The organism is Demequina aurantiaca (genome assembly GCF_000975135.1).
GTDB classification, from domain to species: domain Bacteria; phylum Actinomycetota; class Actinomycetes; order Actinomycetales; family Demequinaceae; genus Demequina; species Demequina aurantiaca.
On record NZ_BBRF01000001.1, the window covers coordinates 624,881 to 648,482 of the forward strand.

Annotated in this window: 19 protein-coding genes and 3 tRNA genes; 8 read left to right on the forward strand and 14 right to left on the reverse strand. The window is 64.7% G+C overall.

What is annotated here, in order from left to right; translation table 11 throughout:
* Positions 1-24 precede the first annotated feature (24 nt).
* A complete protein-coding gene (locus AOP73_RS02825; RefSeq protein ID WP_061963113.1) occupies positions 25-537 on the forward strand; it encodes a hypothetical protein in 513 nt (170 codons plus the stop codon).
* A 15-nt stretch (positions 538-552) separates the two neighbouring features.
* Here AOP73_RS02825 and AOP73_RS02830 read toward each other — a convergent pair whose 3' ends face one another.
* Positions 553-1,191 (reverse strand): variant leucine-rich repeat-containing protein, encoded by a 639-nt coding sequence (locus AOP73_RS02830; protein WP_061963114.1) that lies wholly within the window; start codon positions 1,189-1,191, stop codon positions 553-555.
* 179 nt (positions 1,192-1,370) lie between these two features.
* On the opposite strand from AOP73_RS02830, the gene AOP73_RS02835 reads away from it, so the two are divergent.
* From AOP73_RS02835 to AOP73_RS02845, 3 genes are read left to right on the forward strand one after another with little or no spacing between them, the layout of a single operon-like run.
* Positions 1,371-2,015 carry a response regulator transcription factor gene (locus AOP73_RS02835; RefSeq protein ID WP_061963115.1) on the forward strand — a complete coding sequence of 215 codons (645 nt, stop codon included), beginning with the start codon at positions 1,371-1,373 and terminating at the stop codon, positions 2,013-2,015.
* Positions 2,012-3,259 carry a sensor histidine kinase gene (locus AOP73_RS02840; protein ID WP_152650512.1) on the forward strand — a complete coding sequence of 416 codons (1,248 nt, stop codon included), beginning with the start codon at positions 2,012-2,014 and terminating at the stop codon, positions 3,257-3,259. Before AOP73_RS02835 ends, AOP73_RS02840 begins: the two co-directional genes overlap by 4 nt.
* Complete coding sequence (locus AOP73_RS02845; RefSeq protein WP_061963117.1) at positions 3,256-4,326, forward strand: DUF8320 family protein; 1,071 nt, start codon at positions 3,256-3,258, stop codon at positions 4,324-4,326. Before AOP73_RS02840 ends, AOP73_RS02845 begins: the two co-directional genes overlap by 4 nt.
* Positions 4,327-4,466: 140 nt before the next feature.
* Here the strand turns inward: AOP73_RS02845 and AOP73_RS02850 are convergent, their stop codons facing one another.
* The 4 genes from AOP73_RS02850 to AOP73_RS02865 all read right to left on the reverse strand — a co-directional run bounded on the left by AOP73_RS02850 (position 4,467) and on the right by AOP73_RS02865 (position 8,361).
* On the reverse strand, positions 4,467-4,859 hold the full coding sequence (locus AOP73_RS02850; RefSeq protein WP_061963118.1) for a PLDc N-terminal domain-containing protein: 393 nt from the start codon (positions 4,857-4,859) through the stop codon (positions 4,467-4,469).
* A gap of 104 nt (positions 4,860-4,963) precedes the next feature.
* A complete protein-coding gene (locus AOP73_RS02855; RefSeq protein ID WP_061963119.1) occupies positions 4,964-5,905 on the reverse strand; it encodes an aldose 1-epimerase family protein in 942 nt (313 codons plus the stop codon).
* A gap of 34 nt (positions 5,906-5,939) precedes the next feature.
* Positions 5,940-7,094, reverse strand: a complete 1,155-nt coding sequence (locus tag AOP73_RS02860) for a cytochrome P450 (RefSeq protein WP_061963120.1) — start codon at positions 7,092-7,094, stop codon at positions 5,940-5,942.
* Positions 7,095-7,173: 79 nt separating this feature from the next.
* On the reverse strand, positions 7,174-8,361 hold the full coding sequence (locus AOP73_RS02865; protein ID WP_061963121.1) for an ROK family transcriptional regulator: 1,188 nt from the start codon (positions 8,359-8,361) through the stop codon (positions 7,174-7,176).
* 112 nt (positions 8,362-8,473) lie between these two features.
* Here AOP73_RS02865 and AOP73_RS02870 point away from each other — a divergent pair, with 112 nt between their 5' ends.
* Genes AOP73_RS02870 through AOP73_RS02880 form a run of 3 tightly spaced genes read left to right on the forward strand, consistent with a single transcriptional unit; the run spans position 8,474 to position 10,861 of the window.
* Complete coding sequence (locus AOP73_RS02870) at positions 8,474-8,665, forward strand: ferredoxin (protein ID WP_061963122.1); 192 nt, start codon at positions 8,474-8,476, stop codon at positions 8,663-8,665.
* A gap of 4 nt (positions 8,666-8,669) precedes the next feature.
* Positions 8,670-9,905 (forward strand): NAD(P)/FAD-dependent oxidoreductase, encoded by a 1,236-nt coding sequence (locus AOP73_RS02875; protein WP_061963123.1) that lies wholly within the window; start codon positions 8,670-8,672, stop codon positions 9,903-9,905.
* Positions 9,902-10,861, forward strand: a complete 960-nt coding sequence (locus AOP73_RS02880; protein ID WP_061963124.1) for an NHL repeat-containing protein — start codon at positions 9,902-9,904, stop codon at positions 10,859-10,861. The genes AOP73_RS02875 and AOP73_RS02880 overlap by 4 nt, the downstream gene beginning before the upstream one ends.
* 33 nt (positions 10,862-10,894) lie before the next feature.
* Here AOP73_RS02880 and AOP73_RS02885 read toward each other — a convergent pair whose 3' ends face one another.
* Positions 10,895-12,769, reverse strand: coding sequence for an alkyl/aryl-sulfatase (locus tag AOP73_RS02885; protein WP_061963125.1), 1,875 nt, complete (start codon positions 12,767-12,769; stop codon positions 10,895-10,897).
* A 176-nt stretch (positions 12,770-12,945) separates the two neighbouring features.
* On the opposite strand from AOP73_RS02885, the gene AOP73_RS02890 reads away from it, so the two are divergent.
* Complete coding sequence (locus AOP73_RS02890; protein WP_152650513.1) at positions 12,946-14,415, forward strand: DUF1254 domain-containing protein; 1,470 nt, start codon at positions 12,946-12,948, stop codon at positions 14,413-14,415.
* A gap of 82 nt (positions 14,416-14,497) precedes the next feature.
* Here AOP73_RS02890 and AOP73_RS02895 read toward each other — a convergent pair whose 3' ends face one another.
* From AOP73_RS02895 to AOP73_RS02930, 8 genes are all read right to left on the reverse strand, one after another.
* Positions 14,498-20,782 (reverse strand): SdrD B-like domain-containing protein, encoded by a 6,285-nt coding sequence (locus AOP73_RS02895; protein WP_061963126.1) that lies wholly within the window; start codon positions 20,780-20,782, stop codon positions 14,498-14,500.
* Positions 20,783-21,028: 246 nt separating this feature from the next.
* Positions 21,029-21,101: transfer RNA gene (locus AOP73_RS02900), tRNA-Arg, on the reverse strand.
* A gap of 77 nt (positions 21,102-21,178) precedes the next feature.
* Positions 21,179-21,270 (reverse strand) — tRNA-Ser (locus tag AOP73_RS02905).
* A gap of 230 nt (positions 21,271-21,500) precedes the next feature.
* Positions 21,501-21,591, reverse strand: a tRNA-Ser gene (locus tag AOP73_RS02910).
* A gap of 66 nt (positions 21,592-21,657) precedes the next feature.
* Entirely contained in the window at positions 21,658-22,089 is a 432-nt protein-coding gene (locus AOP73_RS02915) for a PIN domain-containing protein (RefSeq protein ID WP_061963127.1), read from the reverse strand.
* A gap of 76 nt (positions 22,090-22,165) precedes the next feature.
* A complete protein-coding gene (locus AOP73_RS02920; RefSeq protein WP_061963128.1) occupies positions 22,166-22,771 on the reverse strand; it encodes a GTP-binding protein in 606 nt (201 codons plus the stop codon).
* Positions 22,752-23,153, reverse strand: coding sequence for a DUF742 domain-containing protein (locus tag AOP73_RS02925; RefSeq protein WP_084622354.1), 402 nt, complete (start codon positions 23,151-23,153; stop codon positions 22,752-22,754). Before AOP73_RS02925 ends, AOP73_RS02920 begins: the two co-directional genes overlap by 20 nt.
* 6 nt (positions 23,154-23,159) lie before the next feature.
* On the reverse strand, positions 23,160-23,600 hold the full coding sequence (locus AOP73_RS02930; protein ID WP_061963129.1) for a roadblock/LC7 domain-containing protein: 441 nt from the start codon (positions 23,598-23,600) through the stop codon (positions 23,160-23,162).
* Positions 23,601-23,602 lie beyond the last annotated feature (2 nt).

A 23,602-nucleotide genomic window follows, 5' to 3' on the forward strand; every position in this document is an offset into this window, starting at 1 on the left:
AGGCGGGGCACCAACGGGCGTTGGGTGTTCGCAACGATGATCGCTGCGATTGCCCTCATCGTCGGCGGAATCGGCTGGGCGGGCGTGCTGACCTATCGCTCGTCGGGGGTCAAGCCCGCGACGCAGGGCACCACCGGTACTCTTCACACCGGCCAGGTCATCACCGGCATGTGCATCAAGGAAGCGCCCGACCTCACTGAGGACCCCGAACCCGTCGAGGTGGTGAATTGCGTGGACCCACATCACGCCGAGGCGCTGGTCAGCTATACCTTCACCTCAACTGATTGGCCCGGGACTCCAGCAGCTCGCCAGGAAGTCATGGAGTTCTGCGCCGCCCAGGTCGACCCCGCTAGCGGTTTTATCGAGACTCCACCGGAGGCTCCCGCATACGAATGGCTCGCGTGGGTGCCGTCGGCCGACACGTGGCAGCTGGGCGACCGCACCGGGGTGTGCGTCATCACGACCGAGCGGCCCGTGGCGGGTTCCTACGGAGCCGGCACCGCACACGACGCGACGGCCGATGCAGTAGTGAGCTAGTACCTCGCCAGGGCCTCAGACGGCGGTAGGTGGGTTGACGTGACGACCGCGCATGGACAAGGACGACCCTCGTGCCGCGATTGCCGCAGTGACCACCGGGTCGCCGGACTTCGCGAGCCAGTCGAGCACTGCAGCCGGTGTCGCAGGATTTCCGGCGACTGCGGCCCGTAGCGACGGGTAGCCGTAAGCGAGATCAGCGAGCACCGTCGCGTCGGTATGCGGATTGTGGGCTCGCGCACGGGCAGCGGCATCGTCGGCGGGATGGGGCGGCCGACGGATCTCGGATCGCGGAAAGGGCTTGGCCTCCGGGCGAGGTATCGAGATCACGGGGTGATCAACGCCGGGTTCACCCACCTCGAACTCGACGAGCTCTGTCACGTGGACCGCGTTGTCTTGACGATGGAGCGCGTCGCGCAGCAGGATTGCGATCTCGATGGCCGGAATGACTGGGAGTAACCAGAGCACCCGCGGGTACCAGACGTCGTCGACGGTGGCGAGAAGGACTGCCGCCACCGCGCATATTGCTGCCGCCGCCGAGAACACGGCATAGGAAAATCGCGACAGGGAAACGGTGGGCGCACGCCCCAGCAGCAAGACCACGACGAACAGCGCGCCCGTGCCCATGAGCACGTACTCCTCAGCCGACCAATGCATCCGGTGCCCTCCCTCACGACGCCTGGGACGACCGGGCGCAAGACTTCAGTCTCGCGGCCCCCGCATCGCCCTCCCCCAGCGTGGCATTCGATCGGGATGACGTAAAGCCCCCCGAATGGGGGGCAGAGAGCACGTTTGATCCCCTCTCCCACTACGCTATCCACCAGGGAGGTCACCACATGAGCACGTCAATGCCAACGATCGCGCTGGTCGAGGACCATGCGTTGATTGCACTTGGATTCCGGGACCTGGTCAACGCCACCGATGACCTGCGTCTGGTGGGCATGGTCGAGTCCGTCGCTGAGCTCGACAGCCTCGGCGAAAGTGTGGACCTTGTGGTGCTGGACCTGCGCCTCGCGGATGGGTCACTGCCCGAGGACAACGTGCGTGCCATCCACGCCCGTGGTGCGCACGTGCTGATCTACACCGGGGCCGAGGACCGGCGACTGATCCAATCCGCCGCACGCTCGGGCGCGCTCGGATTGATTCGCAAGTCGACCGACGCGGAAACACTGCTCGATGCCATTCGCACGGCTGCGCGTGGACGCGAAGTGTTTGGTGTGGACTGGGCGGCCGCCATCGACGCCGATGCTCAGTTGCCCGATGCCCGACTCAGCGCCCGTGAGCAGGAAATTTTGTCGTTGTACGCCTCCGGAGAGACCGCGACGTCGGTGGCCACCATCACCAACCTGTCGCGCGACACGGTCGCAGACTACGTCAGCAGGATCCGCAAGAAATATGCGGAGGTGGGACGGCCAGCGACCACTCGTGTCGATCTCTACAAGCGAGCGCTTGAGGACGGCCTGCTCGAAGGTCCCGCGTGACAACCCCCGTGGCGCTGCACCAAGGCGAGCCCTACACGGGACCCGCCACGGCATCGGCCGGTGTGCCGGTGCTGACCCACGAGGCCCGCGACCGCATGCAACGCATGCTGTTCCTCGCGACAGGAATCGGCGCCATCGTGTTCGGGGCCCTGCTCGCGACCGGGGGCGGCGGCATTCTCACTCAGATGAGTCAGCTACGCCCCGCGTTTGCGTGGGGCGCGCTCACCGTGGTGATCCTTCTTCCCGCCACCTTTGTCGTGTTGCCGTTCGTGATTCCACTGCGCGCGATGTACGCGCTCGCCGCCACCGCGTCGATTGGTTTTGTCGTGGCGGAATTGCTGTGGGTGCCGTCGATGACGGTGGACGTTCTGGCAAACGATGCGTCACCGTGGCTCCAGGGCGTGACCGCGCTCGCCGCGACCATCACGGCCGTGCGCTGGCAAGGGCGCTGGGTGTGGGCGTATGCGCTCGCAACTGGACCCATCGTCGCCGTGAACCAGATCCTTTCTCGAGCGGACTCCACGCTCGATGCCATCCTCGACGGGCTCGGCGGGATGGTGTTCTCGCTGATCCTCATGGGCGTCGCTACCGCCGTGGTGCACGCCGCGGAGCGTCAGGACCAGGTAGCGGCGCGAGCACGAGCGCAGGCCTCCCTTGAGGCTTCGCGGCGCACGCGCGACCGGGAGCAGACGCGCATCAACGCCATCGTGCACGACGACGTGATGTCGGTGCTGCTCACCGCCGGACGCAAGAGTGCGGCCCCCGAACTCGCGGATCAAGCGCAGCACGCCCTGGCCGCCATTGCCGCGATCACCCAAGAGGGCACCCGACGAACCACGTACAGCCCCGAAGAATTCACCGCTGCCCTCCGCGCCACCGTGACGGGCATCCTCGCCGACGTCGACTTTTCCTATCGGCTGCAGTCCACAAAATCGGCCCCGGCGAGTGTTGTCGCAGCTATGACCGAGGCTCTCGCCGAGGCGATCCGCAATAGCGCTCAGTACGCGGGCCTTGGCGACGAGGTCGTTAGCCGTGAGGTCCACGTCGACGTCACGGACACCGGCGCCGCCGTGAGCGTTCGCGACTCGGGCCGCGGTTTCTCGCCTCGGGCCGTCGGCCCACGACGGCTCGGCATCCGGGTGAGCATTGTTGAACGCATGAAGTCGATCCCCGGTGGGGATGCCACCGTCACGTCGCGACCCGGGGCAGGCACCACCGTCGAGCTCACCTGGCGGCGACCATGACTGAGACGACCCTGCGCGAGGACGCATCGTCCAAGCCGGTGGATCTGGTGTCAACCCCCACGGACGTCAGCGAGCTGCTCTCGCTCACGTCCACGCCGGCGCGCTTCATTCTCTACTTCTTCATCCTTTCCAACGTGGTGTTCACCCTTGCGACGCTGGACCGCATGCAGTCGGCCTGGCCCTCGTTCGTGGGGCTCGTGCTCATCAGTGCAGGCGCGCTGATCGTCACCCGCCCGCACGCGGATCCCCTCCCCTGGTGGGATACCTTCGCGATCATCGCGATCGTGTGCGTCACCGCTCTGGTGATGAACTGGCACTTCCCGGAGACCGGGGACCTGGGCCGGGAGTCGTGGAACCTGGGTGCCGCAACCTGGCTACTGTTCTTCCTGGCTCTGCGCAGGCGTGCTCGTATGGCGTGGATCGGCATCATGCTGCTGACGGCGATCACCATCGGATGGGCAGTCAGCGTGGGTCACAGCCCCCTGTTTGGGCTCACACTCATGCAGAACCACTGGGGAATCCTGCTTGTGGCCACCCTCTTCGCGTCGAGCCTGCGACGCACCGCGCGCATCATCAACACCCTGACCAACCGCTCCGTGGACGCCGCGGCGGCCGCTGCGGCCGCGGATGCGAGCCTGGAGATACGCCGGCAGCGGGTGACCGAGTTGGCAGCACTCGCGGTGCCGCACCTGGAACAGATCGCCAGCGGGGCGCCCCTCACCGACGAGGACCGACTGGTGTTCCAGACGGTAGAGGCTGAGTTGCGCGACAGCGTGCGCGGCCGTTCGCTCACGCTGCCTGCCGTTGCGGATGCAGCCCGCAACGCACGATCGCGTGGCGTGACGGTCAACCTGCTCGACGACCGCGGCACACCCCTTCCGTCCGGTGAGGCCATGCGCCGGCTCGGCAGCGTGGTGGTGGGCGAGCTTGAGCGCGCCCAGCACGGCACCGTGACCGCCCGCACGCTGCCCGAAGGCCGTGACGTCGCCGTCACCGTGGTGTCCGGCGAGGGCGACAGCCGCCAGCGTGTCTCACTCGACGACGCCGGCGAGCGCATCGGCGGGTAGCGCACGGCACCGGTAGATCGCTGGGCCGGTGGACTTCAGGGCCTCTGATCCGCAGGGCTGGAAAGCAAACAGGCGGGCGCCCCCCGAAGGGGACACCCGCCTTGGCGACGGCGAACCGTCTAGTTAAGAACTTCGCGTGATTACGCGAGCGCCTTTGCCTTGAGCTTGTCGAACTCGGCCTGGTTGATCGTGCCAGCGTCGAGGAGGTCCTGCGCTGCCTTGATGTCAGCCGCGGGGCCCGAGGCTTCGTTGACCAGCGAGCGGGTGTACTCGACCTGAGCGTTGTGCATCGCCTGAGCGTCCTTGACGTTGCGCTCTGCCATGCCCTTGCCGCGAGCGATCAGGTAGATGAGCGCACCGATCAGCGGGAACACGATGATCAGGAAGGTCCAGCCGGTCTTGCCCCAGCCGCTCAGGTCGTGGTCACGGAAGATATCCATGAAGATACGCACCACGAGCATGATCACTGCGACGAAAACAAAGATCCACAACGTGAAGAGCAACACGTTCAGGAAGTCACCGAGAAAATCCATTACTACCCCTTAAGAAAATTATGACGGGCCGCCATTTTTGACGAACCTAGAAATACCCTACCCGCACGCGCGCGGGTTTCCTAGAACGGGTGCCGCAGCATCGGCTAGTGGTGGGCGTCGTACTCAATGCCCCAGGTCAACTCCCAGGTTTCGCCCGGTGCCACGAGGTGTACGTCCTCGCCGGAGGCGAGGGCGTTGGGCGGGGCCGTCGTGGGCTCGAGGGCGACCGCCCAGGTGGTGCCGCCATCGGCGGGAAACTCGTTGGTATTGAAGACCTGAGCCTGCGTGAAGTTGCTGTCGCCCCAGACCGTGACCGAGCGCCCGTCCGGCGCAGTAGCCGTCAGCGCACGCGTGCCATCAGCCCGCGCAGGGATGTCTGTGTACGCCGTGTCCAGGTCAAAGTCGCCCACACGCTGGCCGCCACTGAGATCAAACCGGGTGCCCTGGACGGACTCGGTGCCGGTGGGGTTGAGGCGCTCGTCAACCACCACACGGGTCGCGGCGTCGAGCGTCACCACCAGGTCCTCGGTCGGCACATCGCCGATGCACGGGAAGGGGTGCGAGCCCACAGCCACCGGGGCGGGGGTCGCGGAGGCGTTCGTGATGCGGTGCGTAATCGCCACACCCGCTTCAGTCAGGACGTACTCCGTGACCACGCTGAGCTCCCAGGGGTAGCCGTCGCTGGCAGCAATCGTGGTGTGAAGCACCACCGACTCCGAACTGGAGGCCATCACCTCGTGCGGCAACGTCAACAGGAAGCCGTGAATGGCATTGTTGCGGTCGGCTTCGTTGATGGGCAGTTGGAAACTCTCGCCCTGGTGCGACCACTTGCCATCGCGCACCCGGTTGGGCCACGGGATCAGAATTTGTCCCGCGCAGAACGCAACCTCAGCATCGGCCGGAAATCCTTGGATGATGTCTATGGTGCCCACACGCAACTCGCGCAGGCCGGCACCGATGCTGGTGACGGTGGCGGTGACGGTCGAGTCCCCGACGTGGCGCTCGAGGTGGATCTGGTCGCCCGTGGGGCTAGCTGCGTTGGTCATGGGGATAACTGAACCACATCTGCTGCCGTGAGTCCTATGCGACGCGTACCGGCACCGAGGCGAAGCGTTCCAGGATGGTGTGCGCGTCGGCACCCTCGCCATCGACCTCCCACACAATCTCGGGCTCACCGTCGAACTCCCACGCCGGCCACGACTCGAGCAGGGTGTGCAGGAACGCCTTGGTCTCGTGCTCGGCAATATTCATCCCCATGCAGGAATGCTTGCCGAATCCGAACCCCAGATGGGGCGTGCGCTTGCGGTGCAGATCCAGCGTCTCCGGGTTGGGAAACACCGAGTCGTCGTAGTTCGCGGAAACGTAGCTCATCAGCACGTACCTCGATGCATCCCGCTCCGCGTCAGGTACCTGGCGATCTTCCGGAAGCACGCGCTCCATCTTGGACAGTGGCGACAGGTATCGCACCATCTCTGCGAAGGCACTGTTGAAGGCATCGGGCTCTCGCGTCAGGTAGTCGCGGTCCTCGACGTTGCGCATCAGGTGCCACGCCATGCCGGTCACGACCTTGATGACCGTGTCGCGACCGCCCGCCAGCAGCACGTTGGCAATGCCCTTCATCTCGTCACGTGTCAGGCGCTCGCCGTCGATCTCGAGCGCGACGATCTGGTCCCACACGTCGCGGTCCTCGGGTGCGACGTGCCCCTTCGCCTCCGCTGCGTCGAACACGCGCGCGAGGTAGTCGTCCAGCATCGCGCCGGAGCGCTGGCTGGGCTTGTCGAAGTCACGATCACGCTGGGCGCGGATCGACTCCTCGGAGACCTCGCCCTTCGCGTAGGCCTCCGCGGTCCACACGTCGGGTCCCCACGACAGCCACTCCTCGTAATCCTGCGGGCGCTCGTAGACGATGGTGAGGCAGCCAATCACGTACGGCAGGGCGAGTTCCGTGGTGAGTTCGCCACCTCCGCGGGCTGTGATCCCATCAATAAGCTCACGTGCCAGCGCCTTGAAGCGCGGCGCCTTGGGTGCAATGGCGTCGCCCATGAAGAGCGGTTGGAGAGCCTGACGGTACTTCGTGTGTCGCGGCGGGTCCGCCTCGAGAGGCAATTGACGGTAGCTGCGCACGTCACGATCGCCCAGCAGGTCGCTCGAGTAGGTCTCGGTGTCCTTGAGCGCGGCCCGCACGTTGGCGTGACCCCGAACCTCGCGTCGCCCCTGGTAAGTCTGGTGTGCCACGGCGCACTCCTCAATAAAATCGGTAATCGTCTAAATTCTTCGAGAAGATTACCATGGACGCACCCCTGAGTGGCGGCGACTACTCTCGTGGGACAAACGCGACACTCAGCGGATCCGCCAGGACCGGCTCGAACGCAAGCTGAGCCGCCCCCGCCAGCACCGCGCTGGCGGTGTCCACCGACGTCCGCACCTCGAGGCCCGCGCCGATGCCCGGCAGGACCGAGGCCGCGAGCGCGGCATCGAATGCCTCGGGCAGTCGCTGATAGAGCGAACCCGCGAATCCCCCCAGCACCAGGGCCTGCGGGTCGAAGACGTTGGCCAGGCTTCCGAGCGCTCCCGCGAGCGCCTCGAGCTGGCGGGTGGCAATCGCGGTGAATTCTGGGCCCTGCGCGACGGCGATCCGCGCGTCCAGCTCCAGATCGTCACCCGACATCCCACCCAGTACATCCACGATCTCGTCACGACGCACGTGAGCCTCGAGCGTTCCCGTGAGCCCGCCAAAGTCAGCGACCGCATCGGCCGTCAACCGCACGTGCCCGATCTCGCCGGCCAGCCCACTCTTGCCGAGCAGCGGGCGGCCGCCGGAAAACACGCCGCCACCAATTCCGCCTGCGCCGGCGAAGACGTAGATGAAGTCACTACAGTCGCGTGCGACCCCCCGCAGATGCTCGGTGGCGGTCACCACACGGGCGTTATTGTCGATTGCGACGGGCATGCCGAGTCTGCCGTGAAGCATCTCGGCGAACGCCACGTCGTGCCAGCCAAGCCGTGGGGCATTCAGCACGAGCCCTGCCTCGCGTGCCACCTGTCCGGGGATGGCGGCGCCCGCGCCGACCACGATTGCCCCAGTCGGCAACTCATCACGCAACGCAGCCCACGCGCCCGCGGCAGCATCGGCCGCCTGTTCGGGCGTCATCGAACCCTGGGTGGGGATGCGCACGCTCCGGAGAAGCACGCCCCCGAGGGTGACCAGGCCCACGGTCAGGGCGTCGCTCTCAGGATTCACGGCGAGCGAGACGACGCGGTCCGATGCTCGCACCACCCGGCTGGGTCGGCCAGCGCCGGCCTCACGCGGAGAGTCGGCCTCCGTCACCAGGCCTAGCTCGGCAAGTTGCTGAGAGAGTTCCAGGACGGTGGTGCGCGATAGCCCGAGCGCGTTGGTGAGTTCCGAGCGCGACATTGCGCCGGAGCGCTGCACGCGGGTCAGCATCACTGCCAGGTTGCGCCGGCGCATCTCGACCTTGCTGTGACCTTTCGCCTCGCCCATGGACCCCCCTCGTCGATGGACTCATCGTGCCATCTCGCCAATTTAGACACTTACCGACTATTTTATGCAATACTGAGCCGCGTCACCCGCCACCTATCCCCGGAGGTCCCCCGTGATCAACGTCAAAGTCGACATGTCCCAGTGCCAGCACTACGGCCAGTGCGTCCTCGAGGCGCCGAGCGTCTTCGAACTCAACGCCAAGGATCGCCTCGAGTACGTCGCGCAGGTCGCGGACGACGAGCGTGAGGCCATCGAGGATGCGATCGACATCTGCCCCATGCAGGCAATCTCGATGGTGCAGTAGCACCATGGCAACCCCTCCCGTCATCATCGTGGGGGCCTCGCTAGGCGGCCTGCGCACAGCCGAGTCCCTGCGCCGCTTCGGCTACGAGGGTCCCATCACCGTCATCGGCGACGAGCCCCACCTGCCCTATCAGCGGCCGCCGCTGTCCAAGGCCGCCCTCAACGACGCGGAAGGCTCGCTTGAGAATCTCGCCTTCGCCCACCGACCCGCCATCTCGGACGTCACCTGGATCACCGGCACCCGCGTGGTCAGCGCCGATCTCGACGCCAGCACGGTGACGGACCACCAAGGCGAGATCCGCGAGTTCAGCGCGCTCGTGGTGGCGACGGGCGTGCGCCCACGCCGCCTCCACGTTCCGGGCGGCGCCACCGTAGGCCGCTACGCGCTACGGACCATCGACGATGCCCGAGCATTGCGGGACGTACTGACCCCCGGCACACGAGTCGTGATCGCCGGGGCCGGGTTCATCGGCTGCGAAGTTGCCGCCACCGCCATCGGACTCGGGTGCGACGTCCACGTCGTGGGCACCACCTCCGTTCCCATGCAGGCCGCGCTGGGCCACGACCTGGGCGCCGCTATGCAAGCCCGCCACGAGGATCACGGCGTGGCATTCTCCATGGGCACGCGCATCACCGCAGCGCTGGGCCACCCCTACCTGACTCACGTCGACCGCGCCGACGGGCGCACCCTTGCGTGCGACGTGCTGGTCGAGGCCGTCGGCTCCTCCCCCAACGTCGAATGGATTTCCAGCAATGACGTCGACGCCACCCGTGGGCTTCGCACGGATTCCGCCATGCGCGTGGTGCGTGGCGACGGGTCGCCGCACCCCCACGTGTTTGCGGTGGGCGACGTCGCCAGCTACCCGCATCCGCACCACGGCATCGGGGCGGCGTCAGTCGAACACTGGAACATTCCCACGGAGACGGCAAAACGCGCGGCCTCCGTCATCGCGCCAATGCTCGCCGATGACCCCTCCCATCTCGATGTCGCCGCGACTCCCTTCACGCCCCTGCCGTCGTTCTGGACCGACCAATACGACACTCACCTGCTCGCGTACGGCATGACGCGCATTGCCGACCGCTCCACGCTGCTCGCCGGGGATCTCGCCGGCGAGTGCCTCGTGGGCTACTACCGCGACAGTCGCCTAGTGGGCGTGTGTGGGATCGGAATGACCGGTCAGATGCTGACGTATCGCAAGGAACTCATGGCGCAGCCCCTCGCCGCGGGGACCGCCGCATGACCGCGTGGGAATGGACCGACCTCTGGCCCGACGGCGCCGGAAGCGACGAGTGGGCCCACTCGGGCATCGAGGTGCTTGCCGATGGCCGCGCTGTCTTTTGCGCCCCGGAAGGCGGACGGTTGATCGTCGCCGATGCCGAGGCGGGCACGGCCCAGTCGGTCGCCGTGGCGCTACCGGAGGTTCACGGGATATCGCTGCGCCCCGGCTCGGGAACGATGCTGTGGCTGGCCGATCCCGGCGCCAAGGCTCGTCCGGGGCTGGGATACGACGAGAGCATCCACCCAGGGCGTGCCGTGCTCATTGACCTCGGCTCGCGCGACCATGACGCGGCGAGCATCGTCGCGGAACTGTCCCAGCCCGAGTTGCCCGACTATGAGGACGCTCGTTGGCGCCCAACCTCGGTGGTGGAGGATGACTCGGGGGCAGTCTGGGTAGCTGACGGCTATGGAGAGTCGCTGGTGCATCGCTTTGATGCGGATGGCACGCTCACCCTGACCCTGAGGGGCGCTGAAGGCGTCCCCCTCGATTGTCCGCACGGACTCGTGGTGGATCGCCGGCGGGAATCGCCGGAGATCCTGGTGGCGGACCGCGGCAACCGTCGCATCGTCGCCTTCGGGATCGACGGCAGCGTCTCGCGGGTCATTGCATCTGACCTTCTCACTAGCCCGTCGTGCCTCGCCCAGCGCGGGACCACCGTGGTGGTCACCGACCTGCATGGGGGGCTACTGGAGGTAGGGCCGGATGACGAGGTCGCGCGCCTCACCGATCCACCTGCGCCCACGACTCGTAGCGCGCCCTGGCCGAATGTCTTAGTCGACGGCGCTCTAGTGCGTCCGACGCTCACACCAGGCGTGTTGAATTCACCGCACGGCGTGGCCGTCGACGCGACGGGAGACATCTTCCTGACCGAGTGGCTCATCGGTGGTGCGCAGTGGCGGTTGCGCGAGCGCCCCTAACGGATCACTCGCCAACCGCCACTACTCGAGCCACTACGGCGTAATGATGTTGAACGCCGGGTTGCCCTCGGTAAGAACCGCGAGCAACTGCGGCAACACACCGGTGTCGCCGGTGAGCTCGACGCCCGCACTCGTGGTGTCTCCACCCGCGAGCGTGAGCAGGCGCGCCTTGGTCAGCGTCAGCGTGAGTTGAGCATCGTCGCGAGCCGGACGCTCGATGTAGACCAGCACGCCGTTGCGCAGCGTCACCCGGTAGTTCGTGTCCAGGTCCGTCAGCGTGACGTCGATAGACAGATCCAGGTCCCACGCCTTGGGGCCATCGATGCTGAGCGACAGCGAATCGAACAACTGCGCCGGCGTGAGCTGCGCCATGATCGTGGGCGAATTAGTCTTGGTTGGCGTACCAAAGTTCTCGCCACGAAGCTCAGTGGCACCCGACAGGAAGAAGTTGCGCCACGTGCCGTTCTCCGCGCCGTAGCCCAACTGCTCGAGCGTGTCCGCGTAGAGGTCACGCACTGACTGGTCATTCTCGTCCACAAAGATCGCGTGGTCGAGCAGGGTCGCGGCCCAACGGAAGTCGCCCTCGTCGAACGCCGCCTGTGCGAGTTCGACAACACGGCCGATGCCGCCCATGGCGTCCACATACCGCGTCGCCTCAGCGGCCGGCGGGTGTGGCCACAGTCGTGCAGGGTTGCCGTCGAACCAGCCCATGTAGCGCTGGTAGATGGCCTTGACGTTGTGGCTGACAGACCCGTAGTAGCCGCGGGCGTTCCATGCGTTCTCCAGCACTGGAGGCAGCGTGATCTCCTCGGCGATCTCAGCACCGGTCATGCCCTGGTTAAGCATGCGGAGCGTCTGGTCGTGCAAGTACGCGTAGAGGTCGCGCTGCGTCGACAGGAACTCGCGAATGTTGTCCGCACCCCACGTGGGCCAGTGGTGCGACGCGAAGGCCACGTCGGCCTTGCCGTCGAAGACCTCGATGGCCTCGGTGAGGTACTGGGACCATACGTGGGGGTCACGCACCACGGCGCCACGCAGCGTCAGCAGATTGTGCAGGGTGTGGGTGGCGTTCTCAGCCATGCACAGCGCGCGCAAGCTGGGGAAGTAAAAGTGCATCTCCGCCGGAGCCTCGGTGCCGGGCGCCATCTGGAACTCGATCTCGAGGCCGTCGAAGGTGTGAGTTTCGCCGGTGGTGGTGATGATGAGTGTCGGCTCGAGGATTCCGGCCTCGCCCTGCGAGGTGGACTGACCAAGACCGGCGCCCACCTGGCCACGCTCGCCACGCGCGAGCGCAGCGCCATACATGTAGCCCGCGCGGCGACCCATGGCGACACCAGCGAAGACGTTCTCTTCGATTGAGTGCTCGAGGAAGCCTTCAGGGGCGACGATCTGCACGTCACCGGCCTCGACCGCTTCGCGTGAGGTGATGCCAAAGATGCCACCAAAGTGGTCGATGTGGCTGTGGGTGTGAATGACCGCGACCAGTGGACGGTCGCCTCGGTGCTCCTTGTAGAGGTCGAACGCGGCAGCGGCCGTCTCCGCCGAGATCAGCGGATCGATCACGACCACGCCGGAGTTCGTCTCCACGAAGGTGATGTTCGACAGGTCAAACCCGCGCACCTGATACAGCCCCTCAGTGACCTCGTACAGGCCGTGCTTGGCGACCAGGCTGGACTGGCGCCACAGGCTGGGGTTCACAGACTCGGGGGCGTCGCCCTCAAGGAAGCGGTAGCTCTCGGCGTCCCACACCACATTGCCATCCGCGTCCTTGATGACGTTGGACTCGTGAGTGCCCAGGAAGCCACGGTTCGCGGCGTCGAAGTCCGCTGTGTCATCAAATGGCAGGGTTGCCAGCGTGTGCGCGTGCGCCTTCTTGATCGCTTCGGTTGGTGCTTTGGGCTCAGCCATTGAGAACATCTCCCTAAAGTTCGACGGTCCTGATGCGCGTCCGACGGATGCACCTGATCAGGTCCCGGACTTCCGAGCATAGGGGGGCACAGGGGGCGTCACAACCCCTCTCTCATCCTGCCGCTCACCATGTTTGAGGCTAGTGTCAAAACATCACCCCGACTGAGGAGACTGTCATGGCGACAGATGAAATTCCCACTGGTTACAACACCCCTGTGCCGTCGAAGATTCTCACGCCTGACCGGGTCAGTTCCCGCCTGGGGCCCCTCGACTTCACCGACGGAGTGCCGTCGGCTCAGACCGCGCAGAAACTGTTTGACAACCTCGACCACCTGCGGGCGGTCGAGGTGTTCCTCAATTGCGTGCCTGCAGCGTCGATCGAGGCGCTGCGTCTCGGTTTCGCGGACGTCGGCGTCGATGCCTGCCACAAGATGCTGATCATGGACACACTGCTCAACTCCGAACCTCTTTTCCTCACGGGGAACGCTGACACGGTCTACTGCGGCGGGTTCCTGGATCTCGAGAAGGACGGGCCGACCGTCGTCGAGATTCCACCGGGATGCGGACCGGGCACCGTCAATGACGCTTGGTTCAGATTCGTCATCGACATGGGTGGCCCCGGACCGGACCGAGGTCAGGGAGGCAAGTACCTGATTTTGCCTCCTGGGTATGAAGGCGACGTGCCCGACGGCTACTTCGTCGCGAGGTCCAGGTCGTTCAGCAACTGGATCATTCTGCGCGGCTTCCTGGTCGACGGAAAGCCTGATGCCTCGGCCACGATGTTCAAGGAGGGCGTGAAGATCTATCCGCTCTCGCATGCCGACCACCAGCCGCCGATGGAGTTCCATACTGCGGAAGGGCGACTATTCAACACTGTGCACGCCAACGACGCGAGCTACTACGAAGAGCTTGCACCCGTCATCCACCGTGAGCCAATCGACATGATCGATCCCGAGACCCGCGGGCTCCTCGCCGCCATCGGGATCCACAAGGATCGACCATTCGAGCCAGATGAGCGTATGAAGGCGATCCTCGTCGACGCCGCCGCCGTAGCCAACGCCACCGCACGGGCGCTGTACTTTCGCTGGCGTACCGGCGAGGCACGGATCTACGACGACCGGTCATGGCACACCTACTTCATCGGCGGTGACTATCAGTGGCTGCGTGATGAGGGCCGCGGCGGCCGCTACATGGACGCGCGGACCTTCTTCTTCTACATGGCGACGGTGAACACGCCAGCGATGGCTCTCAAGATCGTGGGCGCCGGGTCGCAGTACGCGGGCGCGGATGTCGACGCCGCAGGTGACTTCCTCGAAGGTTCAGGGCGCTATCGTCTAAATCTCCCTGCTGGCGTGCCTGCCAAGAACTTCTGGTCAATCTGCGTCTATGACCCACAGACGCGATCCGAACTCCAAACGGGCCAGCGCTTTCCCAGTCTCAACAACACGCGCGACCCGCTTCAGGCCAACGGGGACGGGTCTATTGACATCCTGTTCGGGCCCGACGAACCTACTGAACTATCCACCAATTGGATCCAAACCGTGCCGGGTAAGGGTTGGTTCGTCGTATTGCGGCTCTACGGCCCGCTCGACGGCTGGTTTGATCAAACCTGGCGTCCCGGCGACGTCGAGTGCATCGGCGGGTGACGCACAAAGCAACGCACCGGACTCCCTGCTGAGGAGGAGAGCCCGGTGCGTTACTTGCGCCCCCACGGGCGCGGTTCTTGCGCTAGTTGCGGCCTCGGCGGATCGCCATCAGACCAAACCCAACCAGTAGCAGCACTGCGGCGAGGCCGAGTGGCGCGATGGCGTTCAGGCCCGTCATGGAGAGCGACCCCGATGCGCTGACGGCAACGGTCGCATTGTCGTCGTCGGACCTCTCCATAGGGTCGTCTTCGTCTGGATCAGTCCACGTGACCGTGGCGCCGTTGACCACGTCGCCCGAGAATTCCGGGTTGACGGTGGTAGTGATGGTGACCGGCGGAGCCGACTGGCCAATCCCAAGCCAGCCATCGAGGACGCATGCGACCGAGCCCCCATAGCCGTCGTTGTCTGCCCCAGTGACGGTGCACTTGTCCCACTCCGGCTGCGTGTCGTCGGTCGGGTCCGCCACAGCAACATCCGTGACCCTAAGCTCGGCCGGGATCTGATCCGTCAGAGTCACGTCGTTGGAGGCACCCGGGCCCGCGTTCTCAACCACCAGGTCCCAAGAGACCGCCTCGCCAGCCTTGACCGCGTCGACACCCACGCTCTTGGTGACGCTGAGGTTCGGAACCCTGTCCTCCTCGCACGTGGGGGTCGACGTCGGGTAGACCTGCCACGCCTCTCCCGTTGGGTTCATTTCGATAATGACGAGCGCTCCGTCGCGCAGATCCGCGCCGAACAAGGTCGGGTCGTAGATCAAGTTCTCCCATTTGGGAGTCTCGTCACGAGTGGCCACGCGCCAACCGGGCCACGCCGTTCCCCACTCGGTCGTGGGGTCGATCTCGGCACCGGGCCACAGGATGCGCCCGTTCAACGCGCTGCCGGCCGGCATCGTGTCAACCTGCACGGCCGGGCCATCCGGCACCATGTCCTGGTTTGCATCGGGGTACCACGAGATGGTGAAGGGTAGACCCTGCTCCACGAAGTTGCTGGTGGTGATGTCGTAGTAGAACCACGGCGCATCGGAGATGCACTGCGATTCTCCCGCAACCTTGAGCCATTTAGGGTCAATCAGCATAAAGCCCGCGTCGATCGTTGGGTCGATGTAGCTCCCCGCAGTGATCTGTTGGATGTCCAACGCGTTGTAGTCAGCCGCGCTGACCATGTTCGCCGCGTCGCCGCGCGACGGGTAGTCGATGGTGACCGTGTCGCTCCAGTAACTGCCATCCACCGGCTCTGCGGCGATGTTCGAGTCGTCCGCGCCGTCGCCCTGCTTGGGCAGGGTCGCCATGTAAATGACCCGTTGTTCCGCCGTCAGTTCGAAGCTCACCCGGTACGTACCTGGGTAGAGCCCCTCGAAGACATAGTCGCCGTCAACGCCGGTCACGGTCTCGCCGACCACGGTGCCATCGAGTTCGTGCAACCTCACTGTCACTCCAGGCAAGGGCTCCTCACCGGGGTCCTGGACACCGTTGCGGTTCTCGTCAATCCATACTCGGTCGCCGATCGCCAACGGCGGGTCGGGCTGAGACACCACCACACCCGCCTTAAGCGGAGCGGTGCGGAAATACGTGAAGTTGAAGTCAGCGGGTTCATCCCTCGGGTTGGTCACGGTCTGAGCCCACCCACCAAACGAGTTCCACGCCGGCGCATCGTCCGCAGGGGCCGCCTCAGGAAGGGTCTCCGGATTCTTCGTCTTGAAGTAAATCTTGACGGCCTCACCCGGCTGAAGAAGTGCGTCGTCGGCGTACATCACATTGAAACGCAGGGCGGTAACCGCCGCCAGTGCGCTCGCGTCGTCCTTGATTGAGTCCCAGTCAGACTCCCAGTCGTTGCACTCCGGGTTGAACGGGTCCTGTTCGTCCACCCCTCCCGTGAGCACGCAACCTGCGTTGGCGGCAGTCTGATACTCGATCTCGAGGGTTCCCTCGCTACCCAGCCACTCGACATCGATCCCCGCAAGCAGGGTAGGCGTGAACTCGCTGCCACGTGAAATGGTCGAGAGTCCTGTAGTGATCCCCACGTCGCCCGGGGTGGGCAACACGTCGACCGCCACGAGCTGCTTGGTGGGCTGGTTGCCCGCGTTGGTCAGCCAAATGCGCCACTCTTCGGTGCCTCCCGGTTGCGTCTTCACGACGCAGGGAATACGTTGCCAGGGGTCGAGCTCGCCACTGAGGTATTCCTCCTCAGTGCCACGGCAAACACCCTTGACGCCGGTGAGCATTTGGCCCGCGTCGGTGTCGACTACCTCACGCACATACTTGGAGAACCAGAAGCCCGGCGCAACGGGCACGTAGATGTTCACCGTGACGGGGCCAACTGCGGCGTCCCCGAGTTCGTCGGTGTAGGAGAGGCCATACGAGTTCTTGAAGTCGCCGGGCTCGTGCCCCGCGCTCACTGTCAGAGGCACGGTGATCGCGTAGGTCTCACCCGGCCACACCGTGTCAGCTGCAGGCAGCGCGATGCTGACGGTGTCGGTGCCGTCAACGCATCCGGTCGTGTAGGTGACCGTGGCAGCCTTGGGGTCGGTCGTAACGCCCGCAGCGTCAGTCGCGCCCGTACCCAGTGCGATGGCGGCTGTCTCGGCGTCGTAGATCATGTCTGGCTTACCGCCGACGCACTGGATCGTGTCAGTCAACACCAACCCGCGCACTGCCGTGGTGCCCTCGTTCTTGAGGGAAAGACCAAAGCTAATACCGGTGCCCGCGGGGGCGGTCCTGCCGTCCGGCGTCTTCTTGATCGTCACCTTGCTGGTGCGCTGGTCGACCCTGAAGGTGGCCGAAGCGTCGTCGTCCGCGAACCTTCCTTGCGCGTTGACGGCATGGACGTCGACCGAGTTGGTGACGGAGGTGCCGTCAGGAATTGCATCGCCCGAGTCGCGGAACGTCGACCGCAGCTCAAAACCGAACCTGATCTTCTGACCGTAGCTATTCAAGCTGTTGGTGCTCGTCGACATGTCCGGGAGGGGCGAGACGCCGTCTTCAGTCCAGAATTTCACGCGCACACCGGTGACATCGGCAAATGTGTATCCCGCAGGGGGAAGCTTCGCCGACGCGGGGACGTTCTTGTAACTAGACCCCTGCGGGACATCAAAACCGTCGGCCGTCGCGCCATCAGGTGTGAGCCAGCCGGTGGGAGTTTGGTACTCAATGCTGAACTTGACTTCCACGGAAGAATTGGTGGGCTCGCCAATAATCTGCGTCGCGCCCTTCAGCGTAAAGATGTCCCAGAATGCTGGCGTAATGTCGGTGAGTTCGTAGCTGATGGGGTTGCTGAAGGAATCCACATCGGGCCTGGTCGCGTTCGCGGCGAATTTGTTCGCACCCAAGGTCATGGTGACCGTCGGGGACTCCTGGTCGGACAGGATGGTGGCGTGGTTAGGGGACAGCGACTTGCTCGCTTTCACCGTGACCGGCTGCGTGGACAGGGCGCGCAGCTCCACGTCGTCCTGATCCGCAGCGTCCGCCGCATACTCTCCGTAAACTGCCGAGCCTAGGACCACGTTGTCGATGGTCTCAGGGGCTACCGCCAGCACGTCCGGGTCTACGGCCACTCCCGAGAGCGTGACCGTGCGCACCTGCGTCGCGAAGCGAGCGCTGAAACGCTCGCCGGTCTCGATACCGCCGGGCTTAGCCTCGATGTAGAACTCGACGTTGTCGACGTCAGTGTTCGCGGCAAGGAAGGTGTTGACCAAGGGGGTGACCGCATTCGGCAGTCCCGGCCCGAACGTCGTGGCACTTCCGCCCTGCGGCGTCAACGTCACACTGAACGTGGTGAGGTCCGCATTGTCGGGGGTCACCACGGAGTTCAGCGAGAGCAACTGGATGGTGTCGAAGGGTTCGGTCTGGGCGACTGTGGAGCTGCCGATGTCCTGGGGCCCAACCGCGGGCTCCTGGAGCGACAGCGAGTCGACCGGAACGCCGTGCTCGGAGCTGTTCTCCACGCCGATTGCGAGACCGAACTTGGGGTAGTTGCCGGTATTCGGAACCCAAAGCGGGACGCCAAGCGCACGTGCGGCCGAGTCACCGGAGACGGTCCAGTCCTTGACCGTGGTGACTGCGATCGGGGTGTCGCCGTCTCCGCCACCGCCGCCGCTGCCCTCCACCGTGGTGATGGTGTCGGAGTCTGCAACCTCGTCGCCCACGACTGGTTCACCGGTGGCCGGGTTGGTGCCCGTGGCCCGGGAGGTAGCGGTGTTCGTGTACGTGTCCTGAGCGTTCTCGCCAATCGCGGTCCACTCGAGCAACGTGCGGTACCGCTGCGACTCGTCAATGGAGGATCCGTCGGTGCTCGTGTAAGTCACGCGGACGCCGTCCACGCCGCCTACATAGCCAAAGGACACCTCCGGAATGTACCCCGTGAACGGACCGGGCGCCGTGTAGGTGCTCCAGTCGGATCCGTTGAAGAGCTCGAAGGTGGCGGTCACTCCAGTCGGGAGAGACGACGAAGTGAGCCCGGTGGGCCGGAACGTCGAGGTCCACACGTCACCACCCGTGGCGGTCGAGTCTTCAATGACCAACTGGTTGACGGGTACGTTGGACAGCGGCGTGCCGTTGGTCTTGTCCAGGCGCGAGGAGAGGATCGAGACAAAGGTCGAGCCGGAGTCCTTCGATACCTGCCCTGGAACGATGTTCTTGTCGGTGGTGCTCTCGACGTGGGGCACTACGATGGCGATCTCGTCGGTCGCCGGAGGTGCTACCGCGTTCTCGGCGCCAGAGGTGACCTGGCCATCGGCGCTGTTGTTCGCGCTGCTCACGGGAGTCGCGCCCGCGGTGAGGCTGTAGGGAATCCTGGCGGAAGCGTCGGGCGCAAGGTCCCCCGAGTAAGTGATGGAGAAGCCGTCGACCACGCCACTGGCCGCCGGGAACGTGATGCCCGGCGAGTTCAACGTTGCCGCCAAGACTTCCGTAGCTCCGCCCACATATGTGTACGTAACTGTCGCGCCGGTCGCCCCGCTCGGAACCGAACTTGCGGCGCCAATGGTGTTCGTGCCGTCGGCGCCGAAGCCGTTGAACGTCACTCCTTGGTCACTGAAGGCGTATTCACCGGTGAGAGTGCTCACAGGGTCGAGTGCCGGGTCGTTAATTGTGAGCGAGTCCAGGGACACGTTGCCGCTGCTCGTGAGGGTCGCAAGGCCGCCAAATGTCTGGCCCGTGACGACGTTGACGTTGTTGCCGAGCGTCACGCCAGCAGCGTCCGTGTAGACCTTGCTCGCCGACGACGAGAGCGAGCGTGACTCGATGTCGATGGCGTCGTTCGCCGCTGCGGTGTCGTCGCCATAGGCGGTAGTGACGTTCGCCGACGCGAGGTTGTCTACAGTCTGCCCGCCGGTAATGGAGTCACGCTGCGCCATGGCAAAGTTGATCTTGGCGTGGTCGTTGGCGGCGATGGTGCCGTCGACCGCGGGGTTGGTGAACGTCGCCGTGACGCCCATGATGTCCGTCAGCGCCTTTCCGGCTCCTGCCAGTTCCGTGGCGATCTGGGCGTCCGTCGGGAGCGTCGCCGCCGCCGGGAAGTCAAGGCTGCCCCCGCCGTCCAAGGCGAGGGACACCGCTACGTGGTCTGCAGCATTGGGAAGGGTCAAGCCCGTGAAACCCACGAACGAGAACTTGTCGAAAGCCGTGCTGGGTCCCACTGGGTCATTGATGACGAGCGATTGCGCGGGCACGTTGGAGGTGTGCCATGCGTCGAGGCTCACGCCGACGTTGCTGGGGTCGCCGGCGACGACGCTGTCTTCGCTCCACGACTTGTTGACGTTTGCAACAACCTTTGCAGCAAACTCGATGTGGACGGTGTCGCCATCCTTGGCATCCTGGACGCTCTCATCGGTCGAGGTGAGCGTGGCGGTATTGAGGATGTCTTCGCCGCCTCCGGGGATTTCCTGCGACAACGGCAGATTCGCTGTGACCGAGAAGGTCAAACCGTGACCGCTGGCGAGGCCCGTCTTGCCGGGGAAACTGCCGCTGTAGTCGTTGAAGACCACCGACAGAGTCTGACCGTTGTCTGCAGCGGGCTCAGTAACGGTAGGTGCGGGCCAGTCGCCGTCTGAGGTGAACTGGATGCTGCCCGGCACGTAAACGAACGGCGCGGGGATGACGTCCGTCAGTGTGGTGTCCCAGCAATAGATCGTGTCCGACTGGCAGTTGACGGTGATATTCCAGGTCACGTCACCGCCAGACACCACCAACTTGTCGGAGGGAGTGGCGACTTCCTTTGTCACCTCAAGCAACGCCTGCCGGTCGACTGGATTCTCCACGGCCGTGGCGGCGGGCGCGAGCGCGAAGCTCAGCGCGAGTACCGCGGCCACCGTCGCGGCGATACGCCGCTTGACGGTCCCGGAGTCGTTTTTTTGGCGCGCGTTTCCTAGCATACTTTTCCTCAGCATGGCATCCATCTTACGGCGCTGTGAGCACAAGAATGTGCAAAACATCACACGGATTCGGGTGCAAATAGCAGGGCAAACACGCAAAAACGCCACAAACTGGACAGCACTTTATGGAACAACGTCCGCTTGGAGGTTTTCCAGTGCTCCACGTTGGGGAGCCATCAGCCAAAGAGGCGAGACGCCGGCGGCCTAGCCGCATCGTGGATGTGAGTGAACTTCTAGTCTCAAGTGTGCGCCCGGAGGGATTCGAACCCCCAACCTTCTGATCCGTAGTCAGATGCTCTATCCGTTGAGCTACGGGCGCGTCGGCCCAAAGGCCGAGTCACGAGTATACAGCCTTGCACACTCATGTTTTGCACTCGCGAGCCCGAGGGCTCACAGTGGCGGAGACGGTGGGATTTGAACCCACGGACGGATTGCTCCGTCACATCCTTAGCAGGGATGCGCACTAGGCCGGACTATGCGACGTCTCCTAGCGAGAACACAGACTACCTGCCCGTGGGCTCACTTACCAAAGCGCGCATTTTCATCGGCCCTAGTTGAGCCTGTGGGCGGCGCTCGGCGAGCGAGACTTCAGGCCGACCCCGCGGCCCTTGCGCTTACATCTCGGCTCATTTGGCGACTGATTTGCGCGCAGGTGTAAGCGCAGGGCGCATTACGCACGACACGGGCGACCGGAGCGGGCGGCTCGCCTGGGCAAAAATGGCGGAGAGTGCGGGATTCGAACCCGCGGAGGCGGGTTACGCCTCAACAGTTTTCAAGACTGTCACCTTCGGCCGCTCGGTCAACTCTCCTAGCGTGCGCCGAAAGAACGGCACCGTGTGATTATGCCAGGCGCGAGCGCGAGTCGTTAATCCGCGCTAACCGCGCGCGGTTCCGTTGTGCCAGCCCGGGTAGAGCCCGGGGGTAATGATCTTGAGCTCGTAAAGCTCAGCCACCCGCGCCAAGTCGCCGTCATACGTGGCGATGGTGTCAATGGCGCTGTGCGCCACGGCGGCACCCAGGTGCAGCGCGGCGAAGGGCTTGAGAACCACAGAGGCGTGCGTGGAGACGGAGACGTTCTCGTCGGAGAATCGAATCACCGGCATCTTGGCGCGGACCTGTTCGACCACGTCGAAGGCCTTGGACTTAGTCTCGCGCGGGAAGAGCTCAGCCGCCTGGCGCAGCTCGGTCAGTCCCAGCTGCGTGGTGGCCAGCGCATTGATGCGCGGCACCGCCCACTCGTTCCATTCGTCGAAGTACCGCACCCCGGGGAGGAAGCGGATCAGCGCGGTGCCATCGACGTAAATCACAGGTCACAGACTATCCCGGTACGCGACGACGGGCGGAACACCATCAGGTGTGCCGCCCGTCGTCACTACCGATGAACTAGTCGTTCTTGAGTCGCTTCATGGCGAGCTGAACGACCGCGATCAGTGCCTGCTTGGTAGCGGCCTTCTCGCGTGCGTCCGTGTACATGATGGGGGTCTCGGGCGACAGCCCAAGTGCCTCACGCACGTCCTCGAGCTGGTGGCGAGCCACACCGTCAAAGCAGTTGACGCAGACGACAAAGGGGATGCCCTTGCCCTCGAAGTAGTCAACAGCCGGGAAGCACTGGTCGAGACGTTCGGTGTCGACTAGCACGGCCGCGCCGATGGCGCCACGAACCAGGTCATCCCACATGAACAAGAAGCGGTCCTGGCCGGGCGTGCCGAACAGGTAGAGCCAAAGCGAACCAGGCAGGGCGATACGACCGAAGTCCATCGCCACCGTCGTGGTGGTCTTGCGGTCGGTGACCCCACCAGCGTCGTCGACGCCCACCGAGTGCTCCGTCATGGCGGCTTCGGTGTTGAGGGGATCAATGTCAGAGATCGAGCCGATGAAGGTGGTCTTGCCCACGGCAAAACCACCAGCGATCACGATTTTGACAACGGTAGGGGCTGCAACGGGGGCGCTCACAGGCGCCGTCGGTGCGTCAGAGGGCTGCGATGCCATCGAGGACACTCTCCAGGAGACTCAGGGAAAGACCGCCGGACTCGTCGTGCGTCGTTGCATCGCTCGCGGTTCCGCCGGTATGAATTTTCAGATGATTTTGATCGGCAAGATCCGTGACGAGCACCCGGACCACACCCAGCGGAAGCCGGGTGTGAGCCGAAAGTTCAGCCACGGATTGGTACTGGCCCGCAGCAAGCTGCAGGATCTTCTTCTTTTCAGGGGTAAGCCCCCGTAAAGTCTGATAATCGGATAGCGCTTCGACGAGCGCCTCCATGGGAAGGCCGGTGCTCGCAGCACTCACACGCCCGCCGGTGACGGCGTAGGGGCGCACCGTGTACGCCTCTTCGTCTCCGTGTTCCGATGTCGCCATTGAATCGGTCATATTTGCCTATGCGCGCGTGGCGCCATCCGTAGGCAGGTTCTGACGCATCTCCGTGATGAGCTGAGGCGTGAGCGCGTTCTCCGTGCGCGACACCAGCAGAGTCATCTCGTAGCCCACCAGTCCCACGTCACACGTGGAGTCGGCGGCCACTGCCAGAACGGAACCGTTGGACACGCTCATGAGGAACAGGAACAGCTCGTCCATCTCAATGATGGACTGGCGAACCTCACCCGCCTGCAGCTGGCGTGCGGCGCCGCGGGTCAGTGAAGCCATGCCGGACACAACGGCCGCGAGCGTGTCACCGCCGGTGCGATCGAGGTTCTTCGACATCGCCATGAGTAGGCCGTCAGCACTGACGACCAGGGTGTGGCGAGTGCCGGGCACGGTTTGGACAAAGTTGTCCAGAAGCCATCCGAAGTTAGTGGCTTCAGTACTGAGCGCGGTCACTG

Excerpts from the sequence above, each read along its gene's own strand:
- AOP73_RS02865 (WP_061963121.1), bottom strand. The coding sequence starts at position 8,361 with ATGGGCGAGGCGAAAGGTCACAGCAAGGTCGAGATGCGCCGGCGCAAC.
- AOP73_RS02885 (WP_061963125.1), bottom strand. The coding sequence starts at position 12,769 with ATGGCTGAGCCCAAAGCACCAACCGAAGCGATCAAGAAGGCGCACGCG.
- AOP73_RS02845 (WP_061963117.1), top strand. The coding sequence starts at position 3,256 with ATGACTGAGACGACCCTGCGCGAGGACGCATCGTCCAAGCCGGTGGAT.
- AOP73_RS02925 (WP_084622354.1), bottom strand. The coding sequence starts at position 23,153 with ATGACCGATTCAATGGCGACATCGGAACACGGAGACGAAGAGGCGTAC.
- AOP73_RS02830 (WP_061963114.1), bottom strand. The coding sequence starts at position 1,191 with ATGCATTGGTCGGCTGAGGAGTACGTGCTCATGGGCACGGGCGCGCTG.
- AOP73_RS02895 (WP_061963126.1), bottom strand. The coding sequence starts at position 20,782 with ATGCTAGGAAACGCGCGCCAAAAAAACGACTCCGGGACCGTCAAGCGG.
- AOP73_RS02920 (WP_061963128.1), bottom strand. The coding sequence starts at position 22,771 with ATGGCATCGCAGCCCTCTGACGCACCGACGGCGCCTGTGAGCGCCCCC.
- AOP73_RS02875 (WP_061963123.1), top strand. The coding sequence starts at position 8,670 with ATGGCAACCCCTCCCGTCATCATCGTGGGGGCCTCGCTAGGCGGCCTG.
- AOP73_RS02850 (WP_061963118.1), bottom strand. The coding sequence starts at position 4,859 with ATGGATTTTCTCGGTGACTTCCTGAACGTGTTGCTCTTCACGTTGTGG.
- AOP73_RS02835 (WP_061963115.1), top strand. The coding sequence starts at position 1,371 with ATGAGCACGTCAATGCCAACGATCGCGCTGGTCGAGGACCATGCGTTG.
- AOP73_RS02855 (WP_061963119.1), bottom strand. The coding sequence starts at position 5,905 with ATGACCAACGCAGCTAGCCCCACGGGCGACCAGATCCACCTCGAGCGC.
- AOP73_RS02880 (WP_061963124.1), top strand. The coding sequence starts at position 9,902 with ATGACCGCGTGGGAATGGACCGACCTCTGGCCCGACGGCGCCGGAAGC.
- AOP73_RS02890 (WP_152650513.1), top strand. The coding sequence starts at position 12,946 with ATGGCGACAGATGAAATTCCCACTGGTTACAACACCCCTGTGCCGTCG.